Below are 19,210 nucleotides of genomic sequence, written 5' to 3' on the forward strand. Positions count from 1 at the left end.
TATTTTAGTCAAATTCCAGTTCCACCTGCTCATTACCTACCAACGTTCGCAAATCTATCAATAAGCGATCGGTGGGCGTCACGCGCCATGTGGCTCCAAACCGCAGCCGGGCGCGAGCATCTTCCCGTTGGTAATAAAGATGCACTGGGATCGTCCCCGCTCGATGGGGTTCCAACGACTGACGGAGACGGTTCAAAAGCTGGTCATCAATTTGCCTGTCGGTCAGCGATATAGCAAGCCCACGGGCATATTTTTCACGAGCTTCACTGATGTCCATTAACTCACGGGCGGTCATTTTAAGTCCACCACTAAAGTCATCAAAGCTGACCTGTCCGGTGGCTATCAGGATACGGTCTTTTTCCAACAAATGCTGATATTTTTCCAACGCATCGGTGAATAGCATGACTTCAAGACGCCCAGAACGGTCGTCCAATGTACAAATGCCAATACGATTTCCGCGTTTTGTCACCATAACCCTAGAAGCGATAACCAACCCCGCAGCCATAGTCATTTTGCCCCGATCCGTCGGGTGCATATCTTTCAAACGCAGCCCGCCGGCATAACGCTCTATTTCCTTAAGATATTGGGTGATTGGGTGGCCGGTCAGGTACAGCCCCAACGTTTCCCGCTCACCGTCTAAAACAATCTGTTCCTGCCACGGCGGCACATTAGCATAAGATTGCTCAACCTGCTCAGGAGCATCTGCTAATACACCAAACATATCAACCTGACCAATGGCTTCTGCCTTAGCATGTTGGTCTGCGGCTTTTAATGCTTCACCCAGCGAACTCATTAATGCAGCGCGGTGCGGCCCCAAACGGTCAAAGGCACCGGACATAATAAGTTTTTCTAAAATCCGGCGATTAAGTTTTTTAGTATCAACTCTGGCACATAAATCAAACAGCTCTTTGAAGTAGCCGCCTTCTTTGCGGGCCTCCAGCATCGCCTCAATCGGCCCCTCGCCGACACCTTTAATTGCGCCGATACCATAAACAATTTCATTTTCATCATTGACATGGAAATGATACAGGCCGCTATTGATATCAGGTGGCAGAATTTTCAGCCCCATGCGCCAGCACTCATCGACCAGGCCCACCACCTTATCGGTGTTGTCCATATCGGCGGTCATTACCGCCGCCATAAACTCCGCAGGATAATGGGCTTTCAACCACAAAGTTTGGTAAGAAACCAAAGCATAGGCGGCGGAGTGTGACTTGTTAAAACCGTAACCAGCAAATTTCTCTACCAGGTCAAAAATCTTAATCGCCAGTTCACCCTCGACCCCCTGGCTTTTCGCACCATCTTCAAATATAGAGCGCTGTTTCGCCATCTCCTCTGGGTTCTTCTTACCCATCGCACGCCGCAACATATCCGCGCCGCCGAGTGAATAACCAGACAGAACCTGAGCAATCTGCATAACCTGTTCTTGATATAAAATGATGCCATAGGTTGGCTCAAGAACTGGTTTTAGTGATTCATGCTGCCATTCAATATCAGGATAGGATATTGCTTCACGGCCGTGTTTACGGTCAATGAAGTTATCAACCATCCCTGATTGCAATGGGCCGGGGCGGAATAATGCCACCAACGCGATCATATCTTCGAAGCAGTCAGGTTTTAGGCGCTTGATAAGATCTTTCATGCCTCTGGATTCAAGCTGGAATACCGCCGTCGTTTCAGAACGTTGCAGCATATCGAAGCTTTTTTTATCATCCAGTGGAATAGAGGCAATATCAATCGGCTCTAACCCGGTTTTCGCACGCCGGGCATTGATCATCTCCAATGCCCAGTTAATGATAGTAAGTGTTCGCAAACCTAGGAAGTCGAACTTTACCAACCCGGCATATTCCACATCATTCTTATCGAATTGCGTAACCGGGTTATTGCCTTCTGCATCGCAGTATAGCGGGGCAAAATCGGTAATTTTTGTTGGTGCAATAACTACCCCACCGGCATGTTTACCGGCGTTACGCGTTACCCCTTCCAACTTGCGCGCCATATCAATTAGCGCTCTAACCTCTTCATCTGCCTCATAGATTTCAGGCAGTTGCGGTTCCGCAGCGAATGCTTTCTCTAGCGTCATGCCCGGATCAGGCGGGACTAACTTTGAGATTCGGTCAACGAAGCCATAAGGATGGCCCAAGACTCGGCCCACATCGCGAATGACCGCTTTGGCTGCCATGGTACCAAAGGTAATTATCTGAGAAACAGCATCACGGCCATACATTTCAGCCACATGCTCAATGACCAGATCGCGTTTTTCCATGCAGAAGTCAACGTCGAAGTCGGGCATTGATACACGTTCGGGGTTTAGAAAACGTTCGAACAGCAGGTCAAATTCCAGCGGATCAAGGTCAGTAATCTTCAGCGCATAAGCCACCAAAGAACCCGCACCAGAACCACGCCCCGGCCCTACCGGCACGCCGTTATCTTTTGACCACTGGATAAACTCCATTACAATCAAGAAGTAACCAGGAAAACCCATCTGGTTAATGACTTTTAGTTCAATTTCCAGACGTTCATCATATTCAGGGCGTTTTTGTACCCTAACTTCAGGATCTGGGAATAGGAATTCCAGCCGCTCCTCTAAACCCTGTTTAGACTTTTCAACCAGAAAGTCTTCTGTGCTCATATCGCCGGTGGGGAATTGCGGTAGGAAATACTCACCAAGCCGGATAGTCACATTACAACGTTTGGCTATTTCAACACTGTTAATCAGCGCCTCAGGAATATCCGCGAAAAGCTCACACATTTGCTCTTCATCGCGCATAAATTGCTGAGGGCTATAATTCTTAGGCCGCTTAGGGTCAACCAATGTAAAGCCGTCATGGATAGCCACGCGGATCTCATGGGCGTCAAAGTCAGATTCATTGATAAAACGCACATCATTAGTCGCGACTACCGGCAAGCCACGCTCGGTTGCTAATGCTACAGCGGCATGCAGATAGTTTTCTTCATCCGGGCGGCCAGTCCGAATTAACTCCAGATAGTAGCTGTCAGGGAAATGCTCTTGATAAAATTCAAGGCACAAATCAACCTGAGCCTGATTACCCCGCAGAATGAACTTGCCAACATCCCCCATCCGGCCACCAGACAGCAGAATCAGGCCTTCTTTGTGCTTAATCAGCCAATCACGGTCAATGATAGGGCCAGCGGCACCATATCCGCGTTGATAAGCTTCAGAGATAAGCAAGGTAAGGTTTTGATAACCTTCATTATTACGTGCCAGAACAGTGAGGTGAGCTAATTCATCACCTAGAATTTCACTTTGCACGTAGAAGTCTGCGCCGATGATGGGTTTAACCCCAGCACCATGAGCGCTACCGTAGAATTTTACCAAGCCACATAGGTTGGTAAAGTCGGTAATGGCCAGAGCGGGCATGCCTAGGGCAGCAGCTCTCTTCACCAAGGGTCCAATCTTGGCTAATCCATCGATCATGGAGTAATCGCTGTGAACACGCAGGTGGACAAAACGAGGTTCGGCCATATCCAGATACCAGAAATTAGTGGATTGAATCATATCCCAAGCAATTCATTGCCAAGGAATCATACCCATACATTATGGATGTTGCTTTATTTTATAGATGCAAGTCGCGGTTTACACTAAACCCAGCACACGCTTAACCGGGCCAAAACTGCGCCGATGATGTTCAGTTGCACCCAAAGCTGCCAATTTTTCCAAATGGACAGCGGTTGGATAACCTTTATGTTGCGCGAAACCATATCCGGGAAATTGAAGGTCCAGCTCAGTCATTTCGCGATCACGGGTTACTTTGGCCAGAATTGAAGCGGCGCTTATCTCAGCGACCCGACTGTCACCTTTCACTACAGCCAATGACGGCATAGCCAGCTTCGGACACCGATTACCGTCAATCAAGACATAATCGGGGGCTATGTGCAGCCCTGCTACCGCCCTTTGCATTGCCAGCATAGTCGCGTGCAATATATTGAGATGATCAATTTCTTCTGGCTCAGCACGACCAAGGCTCCATGATAAGGCCTTGTCTGTAATTTCGTCATAAAGTGATAAACGGCGCTTTTCACTCAGTTTTTTCGAGTCGGCTAAACCCACAATTGGCCGTTTCGGATCGAGAATAACTGCAGCAGTAACAACGGCACCCACTAACGGGCCACGGCCCACTTCATCCACACCCGCAATCAGGTTTGCTTGTGGATAAATAAAGATATCAGTCATCGTCCTGCTAACTCCAATACAGCCTGTGCCGCCTGCTCATCCGCACCACAGCGGATGCTCTGATGTAAGATCAGGAAGCGTTCTTTTAAGGCCTCAACCGCCTCTCCACCTTGCAATAAAGGCAGCAGCGCATCAGCTAGTTTCTGCGGTTGACACTCTTGTTGCAGCAACTCTGTCACTAGCTCTTCACCAGCCAACAAATTGGGCAATGAGACATAAGGAGTTTTAACCAACCGCTCGGCTAACCAGAATGTGAAAGGTTTCATACGATAACCAACGACCATTGGGCACTTGGCCAACATGCATTCTAATGCAGCAGTCCCGGAAGCCAATAACGTCGCATCAGCAGCAATCATCGCCAGACGGGCATTGCCATCAAGTAAATGTACTGACAAATCCGGTGTAACTTCGGCCTTAATTCGCTCGAATTGCTCACGACGTTTGCTATTTACCAGCGGAACCAGCACTTCCAGATTGGGCAATTGTTGCTTCAGAATAGCTGCTGTGCGCAGAAAATCACCACTGAGCATTTCTACTTCAGAATGGCGACTACCCGGCAATAAAGCCAGACAAGGTGTATTGGGTGCAATGCCAAGCTCAGCTTTTGCCGCGTGTTTATCGGGAGCCAATGGCATAGTGTCCGCCATGGTATGGCCGATAAAACGGCAGGGAACATTAAAACGATCGTAAAACGCTTTTTCAAAAGGAAGGAAGGCGAGCACCATATCGGTCGCTTTGCCAATTTTGAAAACACGTTTTTGCCGCCAGGCCCACACCGATGGGCTGACATAATGAACGGTTCGTATGCCACGCTGCTTCAAGCGCCCCTCGAGGGTAATATTGAAATCAGGAGCATCGATACCGACAAAAACATCCGGCGATAGCTCGCTAAAGCGTTGAGTCAGCTCCTTTCGGATTTTCAGTAGACGTGGCAGGCGCTCTAACACTTCAACAACGCCCATCACTGCCAATTCTTCCATCTCAAACCAGGCTTCGCATCCTTCAGCTTGCATCAGAGGCCCAGCTACACCAACAAAGCGGGCATCAGGAACCTGAGCTTTCAGTGCACGAATCAATCCTGCACCTAAGATGTCGCCGGAGGTTTCACCGGCGACTAAACCTATAGTTAAAGGACGCCCGCCACTTGACGGTCGATCAACAGATAATGGGCTATTTTGCATAAGTCAGCGAATAATGCCGCGAGTCGAACGCGCAAAGAAATCAATGAATGCTTGAACTGATGGATGTTGTTCCGCCAATTCAGCAATTTCAGGTTTCACTTCATCCAATGTCCGGCCACTGCGATACAATAATTTGTATGCATTGCGGATAGCATGGAGTGATTCTTTGTCGAAACCACGGCGTTTTAACCCTTCGATATTGATACCGAATGGTGTCGCATGGTTACCTTGAGCAATGACAAAAGGAGGCACATCCTGAGCTACACCAGAACAACCGCCCACCATCACATGCGCACCAATCACGCAGAATTGATGAATGGCAGTCATTCCGCCAATAATGGCAAAATCGTCGATTTCTACATGACCACCCAATGTTGCATTATTCGCAAGAATACAACGATTGCCAATGATACAGTCATGGGCAATATGGGCATTAATCATCAGTAAATTATCGCTGCCTACTTTCGTTAATCCACCACCTTGCACGGTGCCTCGGTGGATAGAAACACTTTCACGGATACGATTACGGTCACCGATTTCTACGCGAGTAGGCTCGCCAGCATATTTCAGATCCTGATTTGCTTCACCAATCGAAGCAAACTGATAAATCTGATTATCACTGCCGATTTTTGTTATTCCATTAACGACGACATGGGATTTCAGTTCCGTGCCAGCGCCGATTTCCACCTGGGATCCGACAAAGCAAAAAGGGCCAATACGAACGCCGGCGCCAATAACTGCACCTTCTTCGACGATAGAACTTGGATGGATAACGGCGGTTTTGTCAATCACGTATCAGGACTCCTTAACGTCAGACTTTGCAACTTCAGACTTTGCAACTACAGCTGTTGCTGGTTTGCTGCGAGCACACATCATTGTTGCCGTACAAACGATTTCACCATCAACTTTCGCAACACCAGTAAAACGAGTCAGACCACGGCGCTCTTTAACAAACTCAACTTCCATGATCATTTGATCGCCAGGCACTACTGGACGTTTAAAGCGAGCATCATCAATACCAGCAAAATAATAAAGCTCACCTGGTTCAAGTTTACCGCGGCTCTTAAACGCCAAAATCCCGGTAGCCTGAGCCATAGCTTCTAATATCAGCACACCAGGGAAGATGGGCTTACCTGGGAAATGGCCTTGGAAAAATGGCTCGTTGAAAGAGACGTTCTTCACTGCACGCAGAAATTTCCCTTCCTCAAAATCAAGGACGCGATCTACCAGCAAAAACGGAAAACGGTGCGGGAGTAGATCCAGAATCTCTTCAATGTGCAGAGTATGAGTGTCAGTAGTCAAAATACTCTTCCTGTCTAAAAACTGATGCTATCAACAACACGGCCTGCACTGCCCCAAAAGGGAGGCATTAGGCAGGCCGCAAATTAGGAACTCTTTACACTTACTTTTGGCATCAATTGCCAATAAGTTTGATTATTTGCTCAGAGTTTCGGGCTTAAGTGATTATTCTTTATCGATTTTGCGCTCAATCGCTTTTAAGCGTTTATTAATTCCATCAATATTCATCACTAAAGCAGCTGTTTTGCGCCACACTTTATTGGGTTGTAGCGGAATACCGGAGGAGTATAACCCAGGTTCAGTGATTGGACGCATCACCATTCCCATTCCGGTGATTGTGACTTTGTCACAAATCTCCATATGACCATTGATCACACTTGCGCCGCCTATCATACAATAGCGTCCAACTTTCAGACTACCTGCCATGATAACACCACCCGCAACCGCAGTATTGTCGCCAATCACAACGTTATGTGCAATCTGACATTGGTTATCAATGATGACGCCATTACCAATAATCGTATTATCCAGCGCACCACGGTCAATTGTTGTACAAGCGCCAATCTCAACACGGTCGCCAATATGTACAGAACCAAGCTGCGGTATTTTTATCCAGTTGCCACGATCATTTGCATAGCCAAAACCATCTGCACCAATGACCGTACCGGATTGAATCAGACAGTTTTGCCCAATTACAACTTCATGATAAACGGAGACATTGGCCCACAAACGGCTACCTGCACCAATGTGAGTATTCTTACCAATAAAACAGCCAGCACCGATAACTACGTTATCGCCCAGCACAACACCAGACTCTATCACTGCATTTGCACCGATAGATAAGTTCTCGCCCAACGTTGCCTGCGGAGAAATCACCGCACTTGGGGCAATATCTTGCGCAGGTTGAGGTGTGGTATCCATTATCTGTGCCATGCGTGCATAGGTTAAATATGGATTTTTAACCACCAGGGCAGCAGATTTACAGAAAGGTAAGTCAGCCTCAGTCAACACCACCGCACCTGCATTGCAAGTTGCGAGTTGTTCTTGATAACGGCTGTTTGACAAGAATGTGATTTGCGAAGGCTCGGCAGAATGCATAGAAGCGATGCCGGTGATGACCAGAGAGCCATCACCGTGCACCTGTGCATCCAACTGCTGGGCTAAATCAGCCAGTCGAATTGAAGGCATGTTTTATTTAACCTGTTTCAGCACGTCAGCAGTGATATCTTTAGAAGGATCTGCATATGCAACAGCATTTGCATCAATCACTACGTCATAACCGCCTTTGCTAGCAACAGATTTAACAGCATCCTGAATACGGCTCAGAATTTTGTTACGCTCTTCCATCTGACGACGGCGATTATCTTGCTCAAAAGCCTGGGCTTTAGTAGAGAAAGTTTCACGCTGTTTCATTACGTCGTTTTCCAGCTTAGTACGATCACTAGCTTTCATGGTAGAACCGTCGCGCTGCAGTTTCTGCATTTTAGTCTGCAGATCGCGCTCCATTCCTTGCAGTTCGGTTGCACGGCCTTTGAATTCATTCTCCAGCTGTTTAGCTACGGTTTCACGCGCAGGTAATTGTTGGAAAATGCTGGAAACGTTAACAATAGCAATCTTGTCTGCGGCTTGAACGCTGGCAGAAGCTGCCAATGCTAAACCAAGACCTGCGGCACACAACCACTTTTTCACTATAAACTCCTTACCATTACCCGTTTGTGTCAGAGACACCTTGAAGTGCACTTAATACTGAATAATACCTAAGATAGCGCCAACCTGAGCCAACGCTACTTTAGGTTATTTCAACTACCAGTGCTGTCTTTAAAATTCAGTGCTACTTAGCTAATCAATTACTTCGCCAAGCAATTACCAAGTTTTACCGATGTTAAACTGGAATTGCTCTGACTTATCGCCTTCGTAATCTTTAACTGGTTTAGCATATGAGAACACTAAAGGCCCCAATGGTGACATCCATTGTAGTGCCACACCGGCCGAGACACGAATATTACTGGCTTTACTGTAATCAGGAATACCTGCTGCTCGTGTTTGAGCGGTATTTTCCCAATTGGTATCCCATACGGTACCAGAGTCAATAAAGACTGAAGTGCGTACAGAGTTCGAGTATTTCTCACTAATGAACGGTGTCGGTGTAATCAGTTCTATACTAGCCACCGCCATGGCGTTCCCCCCTACCGCATCGGTAGAGTTATTAACTGTAGTCCCATTATTGGCGTAATACGCCGCTTTTGGACCAATGTTATTAGAACGGAAACCACGAACAGAGCTGGCACCACCGGCATAGAAGTTCTCGTAGAATGGCATTTCTTTCGAACCGATACCGCCACCGTAACCCAAGCGACCACGGCCCAACAGCACCCATGAACGATCTTCATCTAATGGCTGATATGCCGATGTATCGAATGTGACTTTGTAGAACTCATTATCTGAGCCAGGTACAGTCACTTTCGTATTCACCGAGGATTTCACACCCGAAGTTGGGAAGAAGCCACGGTCAAGGTTGTTGTATGTCCAACCCATATTCAGCGTAAAGTCATCAGTAGTAAAGCCCGTACGCCCGGTGTAGTCAGGACGTTGACCTACTGACTCTAGATAGCGCCACATCGCAACTTGTGGTTCCATATCAGACAGATCGTTGTGGACGTAACCTAAGCCAACACGCAATGAGTTATTCTCATTGATTGGGAAGCCTAAAGTACCGTCAACACCATAACTGCTGTTGGTATAACCGGATAAGTCTGCGTTATCTGCTTTAAAATCATTATAGAAGATACGCCCGCCCAGACTGACACCGTCAACGGTGAAGTATGGGTCAGTTAAGGTAAACTCAGCATAGGTCTGGTAGTCGTTTTTCGTGCCGTTAATACCGACTGTATTACCCGTACCCAACCAGTTATCTTGCTGCACGCCAACCTGGAAGCTCACGCCACTTTCAGTACCGTAACCGATACCAAAGTTCAGACTACCCGTGTTTCGTTCCTTAACTTTGTAAGTCACATCGACCTGATCAGCCGTTCCTGGGACACGTTGAGTTTCAACATCAACAGTCTCGAAATAGCCTAAACGGTTCAGACGTTCTTTACCGGCTTCAACTTGATCATTACCCAGCCATGCACCTTCCATTTGACGCATTTCACGGCGCAACACTGAGTCTTTACTGGTGTCATTGCCTTCGAAACGGACATTACGGACATAGAAACGGTTACCCGCATCTACATTGATATGCAATTTAACTGTTTTATCAGCATCGTTAATTTCAGGCTGAGATACGACGCGCGGATAAGCATAGCCATAGCGACCCAACATCTTCTTGATGTCTTCTTCCATGCGCGTCACTTTACTGCCGTTAAACAGTTCACCCGGCTCAATCTTGGTCAGCTTATCCGCTTCAGATTGATGGCCTGCAAGATTACCGCTCACCACCACGCTGTTAAGCTTGTATTGGTCGCCTTCAGTAATATTGATAGTGATATAGATGCCTTTTTTATCTGGCGTCAAACTCACTTGGGTTGAATCAATGTTAAACCGGGCATAACCACGATCCAGATAGAAACTGCGTAAGATTTCAAGGTCACCAGCCAGTTTCTGCTTCTGATATTTACGATCACCGACCACGTTCCACCATGGCACTTCATCGCGCAATTGGAAGCGCGAGATAAGTTCATCAGTTGTGAAACTGTGGTTACCTACGATGTTGATCTGCTGAATTTTTGCAGATACACCCTCGGTAAAGACCAATTTTAGATCAACACGATTACGCGGCAATGGAGTAACAACAGCCTTCACTGAAGCACTGTATTTACCCACACTGTAGTAGAAGTCTTCGAGTCCTTTTTCAATGTTGGATATAGTGGTACGGTCCAGGGCTTCGCCAACCCGGACGCCAGAGGCCTCCAGATTCTGCTTAAGCATGTCATCTTTCACCGCTTTATTACCGGAGAAAGTGATGCTGGCAATCGTTGGGCGTTCTTTGACTTGAACAATCAGCGTATCACCATCGCGCAGGACGCGAACGTCCTCGAAGTTGCCTGTAGCAAACAACGCACGGATAGTTTGACCGATGTCATCATCACTGACGGTATCGCCTACGCGAACCGGCATATTAAGTAACGCCGCACCGACGGCGACCCGTTGCAGGCCTTCGAAATGAATATCTTTCACTACGAACCCGTCTGCACCGTATACGGTGGCGCTGCCAAACAGCAGCGACGCTATGAGCAACTTTTTCATCGCCATCGTTGTTATGCGTTCTTCCTAACCTATCCCCTGCCGTTAAAGACGGGAGAAATCATTGAAAAGTGCAAGCCCCATTAATAACACCAGCAAAATCGAGCCGATGCGATAACTGAAGTCCTGTACTCGCTCAGAAACCGGCCCACCCTTCAGCTTTTCTATCGCCAGGAAGAGCAGATGTCCACCATCTAACACCGGTAACGGGAACAAATTGATAATGCCCAAGTTGACACTGATAAGTGCCAAAAACATCAGGTAATACACCAACCCGTACTCAGCTGAAACCCCAGCACCTTGTGCAATAGATATCGGGCCACTCAAGTTATTCAGCTTAACATCACCAGTAATCAGTTTACCCAACATGCTTACCGTCAAATGCATCAACTGCCAGGTTTTATCCCCAGCTTGGTAGAGTGCGGTGAACGGGCCATATTGGCGAATCGTTTTATATTCATCCGGAAGCGGTATAACTTTCGGCACTACACCCGCAAAACCTTCACTGCGGTTTTCTCCAACCGATTTTGTATCTGGTATCAAGGTTAAAGACAAGGGGGTACCACCCCTTTCAATATCTAACACCAGCGCTTTACCGGGGTTATCTCGAACTTGTAAAACAAATGATTGCCAACGATCCAGCAACTGGCCGTTAACTTTAACTATCCTATCCCCTGCTTGTAAACCCGCCTTTTGTGCCGCTGACCCTGGTTGGACTTCTGCCAAGACGGATTCAATCTGCGGGCCACGCGGAATAATGCCTAACGCAACCACGGGATCTTGTTTATCTGGCTCAAATTGCCACTGACGCAAATCCAAGGTCTTTTGCACCACGTTAGCAGAGCCAAATGGAGCAACACCGACTTGTGCTTGCTTATCGCCAATTTTACTGATTAAAGCCAAACGAACAGAATCCCAATCAGGCGTTTCGATGCCATCTACAGACTTAAGTTCCATTCCTGGAGAAATATTGGCTTGCGCAGCAATGGATTGTGGCGAAATATCACCCACAACCGGACGCACACTTGGCACGCCAATGATAAACACCAGCCAGTAAGCAATGATAGCAAAAAGGAAGTTAGCAATAGGGCCCGCGCTGACGATTGCCGCACGTTGTAAAATGGTTTTATTGTTAAAAGATTGATGGCGGAGCTCCGGAGCAACAGCCTCTACGCGCTCATCCAACATTTTAACGTAGCCACCCAATGGGATGAGGGCGATAACATACTCGGTTCCCTGACGATCAGTTCTACGCCATAACGCTTTACCAAAACCAATCGAAAAGCGTTCGACACGGACACCACAGCGCCGTGCCACCCAAAAGTGGCCAAACTCATGCACTGTAATTAAGATCCCCAGTGCGATAATAAACGCGGCCAGGCTCCAGAGTATGCTCATCATATTCCCTAAACTCCCCGTCAGTGACGGATTAAAACACTAACAGCATTAAGCAGGCAAATACCGGCACAGCTGCGGTCAGGCTATCGATACGATCCAGTATCCCACCATGACCAGGAATCAAATGACCACTGTCTTTGATTCCCGCTTCACGTTTAAACATACTTTCGGTCAAATCGCCGAGTACCGAGGCCAATGCAGCGACCACGGAACAGATTAACAGTTTTTCGGGGATGATATCCAATGGAGCATATCGACCAAACAACCATGATATCAGAGCTGATGTCAGTAAACCGCCAATTAATCCTTCCCACGTTTTACCCGGTGAGACTTTAGGCGCTAATTTATGTTTACCGAACAATTTACCGAACATGTAGGCGCCAGAATCAGCTCCCCACACCAGCAGCATCACATAAAGCAGCCACCAAGCACCAATATTATGGTCCAGCTCGTAGCCATACTGGCGTAGTGCGACCATTCCCCAGAAGAATGGGACAATGGTCAGGATGCCGAAAACTATACGCAACAGACGTGAATCGCGCCAAAATACCGCAGAGCGTGGGTAAGTAAGCACCAACAGCAATGCAGCGATCCACCAGCCTATAGAAAGCCAGAGAGGCACGCTCACTTGTGGAAGATGAGCTGAATGTTGGTAGGCCGGGAGGCTAAGCAACATTGAGACCAGTAAAAAACCACACAGTATGGCTAGCCAAATACGCTGAGAACGACTGGCAAACCCGGCTAATTGCCCCCATTCCCAAGCGGCAAGCATGCTGACAACAAGAGTGACAATAGCAAAACCAACCGGCGGAAGCAGGAACAGTGCACTAATGACAACCGGAATCAAGATTAAAGCAGTTATGAGACGATACTTCAGCAAAAGTTCCCCCTAGGATGCAGTTGCATCGATAGGTGTAGTTCCCCCGAAGCGACGCTCGCGTTGTGCAAATGCATTCAGCGCACCTTCAAAGACATGTTCATCAAAATCAGGCCAGAGTACATCAGTAAAGTAAAGTTCAGCATAGGCGATTTGCCACAACAAGAAATTACTGATGCGATGTTCACCACCGGTTCTGATCACTAAATCTACCTCAGATTGCTCATGCAGGCAGATATGCGAATTTAGCGATTCTTCACAAATATCTGTGGGTTGCAATTCCCCTCGCTGTACCTGCTCAGCTAAGTGACGCACTCCCTGAATAATATCCCAACGGCCACCATAGTTGGCAGCAATGTTAAGTCTCAGACCGTCATTATTTGCCGTTAACTCTTCTGAGCGACGGATCCGTTTCTGCAAACGTTCACTAAAGCGACTGATATCACCAATGACCGATAACCGAACCTTATGTTTATGCAGACTTTTTACTTCGCTGTCCAGCGCATGAACAAAAAGTTCCATTAATGCGGTGACTTCTTGAGCAGGGCGGTTCCAGTTTTCACTGCTAAAAGCATAAAGCGTGAGCGCATCCAACTGATGAGTAGCAGCAAAACTGACCGCTCTGCGAACTGATTTCACTCCCGCTTTGTGACCGAAAACCCTTAATTTACCCTGTTTTTTTGCCCAACGCCCATTGCCATCCATAATGATAGCAACATGGCGAGGGGTTAGGGGGGACAAGTTAGCCCTATCTTCATTTACAGACGACATAATGCGAACTCATTTCCTCAATAAATCAATTGTTCATCCCGAACATTAGGCAGCAAGCGCACAAAAAAAGCCGTGTACCAAGTCACGGCTTCTTCAGTGACAGCCAAAATAGACGGTTTAAATACCTATTGGGCCATTAATCAACAGTCTATCTACCCATTGACGGTGCAGACTATATCATCTCAGCCTTATCCTAACAAATTCCCACATTAGCCAAGGAGGCTTTTAATTATTCAATTTCGCTATTACTTGAACAGCCATATCGCGGGCTTTACGGTCAATCACCAACACCTCATCCACACTGGCTGGCTCTGGTAATGATAACTGCTCCACAACAGTACGATTAATCACTGCAATATCAGTGAAACGAATTTGCGAATCCAAGAACGCCATGACAGAAACTTCGTTGGCTGCATTCAGGGCGGTAGTGGCGGCTTGCCCTGTATTTGATGCATCGATAGCCAATTTCAAGCACGGATAACGCTGATAATCTGGCTCCGCAAAAGTCAGCTCGCGTATCTTGCAGAAATCCAGTGGTGCCACACCTGAACTCACCCGCATTGGATAAGCCATCGCATGTGCAATCGGTGTTCGCATATCTGGCGTCCCCATCTGTGCCAATACGCTACCATCATGGTAGCGCACCATTGAATGAATGACAGATTGAGGATGTAAAATAACTTCCACCTGTTCTGCGCTAGCATTAAATAACCACCGCGCTTCGATATACTCCAGCCCTTTGTTCATCATTGTCGCTGAGTCGACCGAAATCTTGCGCCCCATAGACCAGTTTGGATGGGCACAAGCTTGGTCCGGGGTGACATCTGCAAACTGTGCTAATGGCGTTTCACGCAGTGGGCCACCAGAGCCCGTTAAGATGATGCGGGAAACACCATTCTCACTCAGTGAAGAATAGCCTAATTGAGACTGAATTTTTTCAGGTAAACTCTGAAAAATAGCATTATGTTCGCTGTCGATGGGTAGCAGTTGTGCACGACTGTGCTTCACTTCATCCATAAAGAGCTTGCCACAAGTAATTAGTGACTCTTTGTTGGCCAGTAATACTTGTTTGCCTGCGCGGATAGCCGCCAGTGTTGACGGTAAACCTGCGACGCCGACAATCGCCGCCATCACCTGATCAACATCGCCTATAGCCGCCACCTCACACGCGGCTTTTTCGCCGGAGTAAACTTCTGTTCTTGAACCGTTTTCTGCCAACAACCGGCGCAATGCTTTAGCCGAAGTTTCATCGGACATAGCGGCATAACGGGGAGCGAATTCGAGACATTGTTGGGCCATCTGATCAACATTGCGACCAGCAACCAATGCGGTGATTTTGAATAATTCGGGATTAGCGCGCACAACACCCAGAGTGCTGTTGCCGATGGAACCTGTAGAACCAAGAATAGTCAGTTGCTTCATGAGAGTGCTCTGAATAACTGTGTTTATACCCGTCATACTTCAAGCTGTATGTACGTTGGCTGCTTTGTTCACCCCAGCCACTTACCGGTGTAAGTTCTTGGGGATTAGCTCAATAGCCGCCTTCCTGCAACTCAAATTATTTAGGGTATTATGATAGGCGCGGCATCAATCTAACAAAATATTGAACCCGCTAAAACAAAGCGCCAACTAAGCGGCGCTTTGTCATTGCGAGTGAGGATTAGAAATCCATCAACTCGGTTTCTTTAGCAGCCAACGCAGCATCAACTTTCTTGATAAAGGCATCGGTCAGTTTTTGAATGTCTTCCTGAGAGCGGCGATCTTCATCTTCGCTGATCTCTTTATCTTTCAACAAAGCTTTTACTTTATCATTAGCATCACGGCGCACGTTACGAATAGAAACGCGGCCCTGCTCGGCTTCTGCACGAACAACTTTGATTAAGTCTTTACGGCGTTCTTCTGTCAATGCTGGCAGTGGAACACGGATAACGGTGCCCGCAGAAGAAGGGTTTAGGCCTAAATCAGAGGTCATGATCGCTTTTTCAACTGCGGCACTGAGGCTGCGGTCAAAAACAGTCAAAGCCAAAGTCCGGGAGTCTTCAACGACGATGTTAGCCAACTGGCGCAATGGCGTTGCAGTGCCATAATACTCAACCTGGATGCCATCAAGAATACTTGGAGAAGCGCGGCCGGTGCGGATCTTACTGATGTGATTCTGGAATGCTTCTAAGCATTTTTCCATACGCACTTCGGTATCTTTTCTAATTTCGTTAATCACGTTGTGAACCCTTGAAAACTGGTTACTTGGCAGGCCATACCTTGAGTATAGCCAGTGAATATACAAACCAACAGTTGCTGGCGTAGGAGCAGCCCCTCGATAACACGGGCAGTCGCTTATTTAACTGTCGGTATCACTTCTTTAGTGATCAATGTCCCTTCGTTCTCACCCATCACCACACGGCGCAGAGCGCCAGGCTTATTCATGTTGAAGACACGAATTGGCAGGTTGTGGTCACGGGCCAAAGTGAAGGCCGCCAGATCCATAACTTTCAGCTCTCGCTCTAAAACGTCCTGATAGGTTAACTGTTCGTACAGTGTTGCATCAGGATTTTTCACCGGATCTGCGGAGTACACCCCATCGACTTTTGTTGCTTTTAACACAACATCAGCTTCAATCTCGATGCCACGCAGACAAGCTGCGGAGTCTGTAGTGAAAAATGGGTTGCCGGTACCCGCAGCAAAAATGACTACGCGGTTGTGGCGCAGCAGGCTGATTGCTTCGGCCCAGCTGTAATTATCACACACACCATTAAGTGGAATAGCAGACATCAGGCGGGCGTTCACATAGGCACGGTGCAGTGCATCTCGCATTGCCAGGCCGTTCATTACGGTAGCCAGCATTCCCATGTGGTCGCCCACTACGCGGTTCATCCCAGCTTGTGCCAAACCGGCACCGCGGAACAAGTTACCGCCGCCAATCACCACACCGACTTGAATGCCCAATTCGACCAGCTCTTTAACTTCTTGAGCCATGCGATCCAAAACGCTTGCGTCGATACCAAAACCTTCTGCGCCTTGCAGGGCTTCGCCACTAAGCTTAAGCAGGATACGCTGATATACGGGTTTTGCATTGGTTGCCATGGTGTTCTGTCCTAAGCAGCAGTAATAATATTGGGGACTTGACCGTCAGGATTTCAAGGCAATATTGGGCGTTGAAAACTGACTAGCCTAAGCTTATACCCTCAATAATTCGAGTGACAGGAAGACGACAACTGAGTGAATCCTCAGGAGCCGACATAAGTCAGTGACTGAGGTGAACAAAAGCAGTCAACGCACCTGTAGCTTGAAGTATGACGGGTATCGAGTGGATAAAATGGAACCGCCTGGTGGCGGCCCCATTTTTAGCATTAAGACTGTTTGCTCATTGCTGCAACTTCAGCAGCAAAGTCAGTCTCAACTTTCTCAATGCCTTCGCCCACTTCGAAGCGGATGAAGTTTACAACGTCAGCTTTGTGCTCTTTCAACAGATCGCCAACAGTTTTGCTTGGGTCCATAACGAAGTTCTGACCAGTCAGAGAAACTTCGCCGGTGAACTTACGCATACGGCCTTCAACCATCTTCTCAGCAATTTCACGCGGTTTACCGGATTCGATAGCGATATCCAACTGGATTTGGTGCTCGCGAGCAACAACTTCAGCAGGAACATCTTCTGGCTTAACGTATTCAGGCTTGCTTGCAGCGATGTGCATAGCAATGTGCTTAACCAGCTCTTCATCAGCGCCAGTTGCCGCAACCAGAACACCGATACGTGCACCGTGCAGATAAGTACCCAGAACATCGCCTTCCAGAACAGCAACACGACGAATGTTGATGTTCTCACCGATTTTAGCCACCAGGTTAGCGCGTTGCTCTTCGTACTTAGCTTTCAGAACGTCGATATCAGCGATTTTGTCAGCCAAAGCTGCGTTGATAACTTCTTCGCCGAATGCTTTGAAGCCAGCATCTTTAGCAACGAAGTCAGTTTCGCAGTTCAGTTCCAGAATCACACCGAATTTGCCGTCGGCTGAAATTTTAGCCAGGATAATACCTTCAGCAGCGATACGGCCTGCTTTCTTGGCAGCTTTAGCCTGACCAGATTTACGCATATTGTCGATGGCAAGCTCGATGTCGCCGTTAGCTTCAACCAACGCCTTTTTACATTCCATCATGCCTGCAGCAGTACGCTCACGCAGTTCTTTTACCAAAGCAGCGGTAATAGCAACCATTTCAATTTCCTCGGTTCTCTTGTGAAAACAAGATCTCACATTAGATACGCAAAGGGGGCCTATAAAAGGCCCCCTAACCAACATATTTCAATACCTGGTTAATAAGGGCTCACGACGAGCCTGACTTATTATTCAGCTTCTACGAAGCTTTCTTCCGCTTGAACGGCCAGATCTTGAGAACGACCTTCAGTGACGGCAGTAGCAACAGCGCTCAGGTACAGTTTAACTGCACGGATTGCGTCATCGTTACCTGGGATGATGAAGTCAACGCCATCTGGATCGGAGTTAGTATCAACGATAGAGAATACCGGGATACCCAGGTTGTTAGCTTCTTTGATAGCGATGTGTTCGTGATCAGCATCAACAACGAACAGTGCGTCTGGTAAACCGCCCATGTCTTTGATACCGCCCAGGCTGTTTTCCAGCTTGTTCAGTTCACGAGTACGCATCAGCGCTTCTTTTTTGGTCAGCTTGTCAAAGGTGCCGTCTTGAGACTGGATTTCCAAATCTTTCAAACGTTTGATGGACTGACGAACAGTTTTCCAGTTAGTCAGCATCCCGCCCAACCAGCGATGGTTCACGAAGAACTGGTCGCAGTTGTTGGCAGCTTCTTTTACCGCTTCGCTTGCTGCGCGTTTAGTACCAACGAACAAGATCTTACCTTTACGGGAAGAGATCTTTTTCAATTCAGCCAGAGCTTCATTGAACAATGGTACGGTCTTTTCCAGGTTGATGATGTGAACTTTGTTACGTGCGCCGAAGATGAAAGGCTTCATTTTCGGGTTCCAGTAACGGGTCTGGTGACCGAAGTGAACACCGGCCTGGAGCATGTCGCGCATGGAAACAGTTGCCATGATTAAAACCTCTATAGTATCAGTTGGGGTTATGCCTCCACGTGTCCCATAACGCCGACCCCATAAGAAATTGATAATAATCAAAAACTTTAGGGCACCCCGGCGTATGTGTCGACACGTGTGTGTTATTTACACATATGAGTGCGATTGGTATTGCTCGACTAAACAGTACTTTCTTATCAGAACAT

Annotated in this window: 16 protein-coding genes; all 16 read right to left on the reverse strand. The window is 47.5% G+C overall.

The annotated features are described in order from the left end of the window. Window positions 1–4: 4 nt before the first annotated feature. Window positions 5–3,487, reverse strand: coding sequence for a DNA polymerase III subunit alpha (gene dnaE, locus DXZ79_RS15550; protein ID WP_038639355.1), 3,483 nt, complete (start codon window positions 3,485–3,487; stop codon window positions 5–7). A gap of 111 nt (window positions 3,488–3,598) precedes the next feature. Beyond that, window positions 3,599–4,195, reverse strand: a complete 597-nt coding sequence (gene rnhB / locus DXZ79_RS15555) for a ribonuclease HII (protein WP_038631268.1) — start codon at window positions 4,193–4,195, stop codon at window positions 3,599–3,601. Continuing rightward, window positions 4,192–5,376: a lipid-A-disaccharide synthase gene (gene lpxB, locus DXZ79_RS15560; protein WP_038631266.1), complete on the reverse strand. Its 1,185-nt coding sequence runs from the start codon at window positions 5,374–5,376 to the stop codon at window positions 4,192–4,194. The genes rnhB and lpxB overlap by 4 nt, the downstream gene beginning before the upstream one ends. Before the next feature lie 3 nt (window positions 5,377–5,379). Further along, window positions 5,380–6,168 (reverse strand): acyl-ACP--UDP-N-acetylglucosamine O-acyltransferase, encoded by a 789-nt coding sequence (gene lpxA, locus DXZ79_RS15565; protein WP_004391689.1) that lies wholly within the window; start codon window positions 6,166–6,168, stop codon window positions 5,380–5,382. Between the two features lie 3 nt (window positions 6,169–6,171). After that, window positions 6,172–6,678 (reverse strand): 3-hydroxyacyl-ACP dehydratase FabZ, encoded by a 507-nt coding sequence (fabZ, locus tag DXZ79_RS15570; protein WP_038631264.1) that lies wholly within the window; start codon window positions 6,676–6,678, stop codon window positions 6,172–6,174. 162 nt (window positions 6,679–6,840) lie between these two features. After that, on the reverse strand, window positions 6,841–7,863 hold the full coding sequence (gene lpxD / locus DXZ79_RS15575; RefSeq protein WP_038631262.1) for a UDP-3-O-(3-hydroxymyristoyl)glucosamine N-acyltransferase: 1,023 nt from the start codon (window positions 7,861–7,863) through the stop codon (window positions 6,841–6,843). Between the two features lie 3 nt (window positions 7,864–7,866). After that, on the reverse strand, window positions 7,867–8,364 hold the full coding sequence (skp, locus tag DXZ79_RS15580) for a molecular chaperone Skp (protein ID WP_011816966.1): 498 nt from the start codon (window positions 8,362–8,364) through the stop codon (window positions 7,867–7,869). Window positions 8,365–8,538: 174 nt separating this feature from the next. Next, a complete protein-coding gene (bamA, locus tag DXZ79_RS15585; RefSeq protein ID WP_120011425.1) occupies window positions 8,539–10,926 on the reverse strand; it encodes an outer membrane protein assembly factor BamA in 2,388 nt (795 codons plus the stop codon). 36 nt (window positions 10,927–10,962) lie between these two features. Further along, window positions 10,963–12,318 carry a sigma E protease regulator RseP gene (rseP, locus tag DXZ79_RS15590; protein ID WP_038631257.1) on the reverse strand — a complete coding sequence of 452 codons (1,356 nt, stop codon included), beginning with the start codon at window positions 12,316–12,318 and terminating at the stop codon, window positions 10,963–10,965. 28 nt (window positions 12,319–12,346) lie between these two features. Beyond that, the gene (gene cdsA, locus DXZ79_RS15595) at window positions 12,347–13,195 is read right to left on the reverse strand and encodes a phosphatidate cytidylyltransferase (RefSeq protein WP_120011426.1); all 849 of its coding nucleotides are present in this window, start codon (window positions 13,193–13,195) and stop codon (window positions 12,347–12,349) included. A 9-nt stretch (window positions 13,196–13,204) separates the two neighbouring features. Further along, window positions 13,205–13,963 (reverse strand): (2E,6E)-farnesyl-diphosphate-specific ditrans,polycis-undecaprenyl-diphosphate synthase, encoded by a 759-nt coding sequence (ispU, locus tag DXZ79_RS15600; protein ID WP_038631252.1) that lies wholly within the window; start codon window positions 13,961–13,963, stop codon window positions 13,205–13,207. A gap of 225 nt (window positions 13,964–14,188) precedes the next feature. Beyond that, a complete protein-coding gene (ispC, locus tag DXZ79_RS15605) occupies window positions 14,189–15,385 on the reverse strand; it encodes a 1-deoxy-D-xylulose-5-phosphate reductoisomerase (protein ID WP_038631250.1) in 1,197 nt (398 codons plus the stop codon). Between the two features lie 238 nt (window positions 15,386–15,623). After that, the gene (gene frr / locus DXZ79_RS15610) at window positions 15,624–16,181 is read right to left on the reverse strand and encodes a ribosome recycling factor (RefSeq protein WP_004391701.1); all 558 of its coding nucleotides are present in this window, start codon (window positions 16,179–16,181) and stop codon (window positions 15,624–15,626) included. A 116-nt stretch (window positions 16,182–16,297) separates the two neighbouring features. Continuing rightward, window positions 16,298–17,044: a UMP kinase gene (gene pyrH / locus DXZ79_RS15615; RefSeq protein WP_038631247.1), complete on the reverse strand. Its 747-nt coding sequence runs from the start codon at window positions 17,042–17,044 to the stop codon at window positions 16,298–16,300. 266 nt (window positions 17,045–17,310) lie between these two features. Further along, on the reverse strand, window positions 17,311–18,168 hold the full coding sequence (tsf, locus tag DXZ79_RS15620; protein ID WP_038631245.1) for a translation elongation factor Ts: 858 nt from the start codon (window positions 18,166–18,168) through the stop codon (window positions 17,311–17,313). Window positions 18,169–18,296: 128 nt separating this feature from the next. After that, window positions 18,297–19,022, reverse strand: a complete 726-nt coding sequence (gene rpsB, locus DXZ79_RS15625) for a 30S ribosomal protein S2 (protein WP_004391704.1) — start codon at window positions 19,020–19,022, stop codon at window positions 18,297–18,299. Window positions 19,023–19,210: the final 188 nt, after the last annotated feature.

The organism is Yersinia rochesterensis, assembly GCF_003600645.1.
GTDB classification, from domain to species: Bacteria; Pseudomonadota; Gammaproteobacteria; order Enterobacterales; family Enterobacteriaceae; genus Yersinia; species Yersinia rochesterensis.

Excerpts from the sequence above, each read along its gene's own strand:
- dnaE (WP_038639355.1), bottom strand. The coding sequence starts at position 3,487 with ATGGCCGAACCTCGTTTTGTCCACCTGCGTGTTCACAGCGATTACTCC.
- rnhB (WP_038631268.1), bottom strand. The coding sequence starts at position 4,195 with ATGACTGATATCTTTATTTATCCACAAGCAAACCTGATTGCGGGTGTG.
- lpxB (WP_038631266.1), bottom strand. The coding sequence starts at position 5,376 with ATGCAAAATAGCCCATTATCTGTTGATCGACCGTCAAGTGGCGGGCGT.
- lpxD (WP_038631262.1), bottom strand. The coding sequence starts at position 7,863 with ATGCCTTCAATTCGACTGGCTGATTTAGCCCAGCAGTTGGATGCACAG.
- bamA (WP_120011425.1), bottom strand. The coding sequence starts at position 10,926 with ATGGCGATGAAAAAGTTGCTCATAGCGTCGCTGCTGTTTGGCAGCGCC.
- rseP (WP_038631257.1), bottom strand. The coding sequence starts at position 12,318 with ATGATGAGCATACTCTGGAGCCTGGCCGCGTTTATTATCGCACTGGGG.
- ispU (WP_038631252.1), bottom strand. The coding sequence starts at position 13,963 with ATGTCGTCTGTAAATGAAGATAGGGCTAACTTGTCCCCCCTAACCCCT.
- ispC (WP_038631250.1), bottom strand. The coding sequence starts at position 15,385 with ATGAAGCAACTGACTATTCTTGGTTCTACAGGTTCCATCGGCAACAGC.
- pyrH (WP_038631247.1), bottom strand. The coding sequence starts at position 17,044 with ATGGCAACCAATGCAAAACCCGTATATCAGCGTATCCTGCTTAAGCTT.
- tsf (WP_038631245.1), bottom strand. The coding sequence starts at position 18,168 with ATGGTTGCTATTACCGCTGCTTTGGTAAAAGAACTGCGTGAGCGTACT.
- rpsB (WP_004391704.1), bottom strand. The coding sequence starts at position 19,022 with ATGGCAACTGTTTCCATGCGCGACATGCTCCAGGCCGGTGTTCACTTC.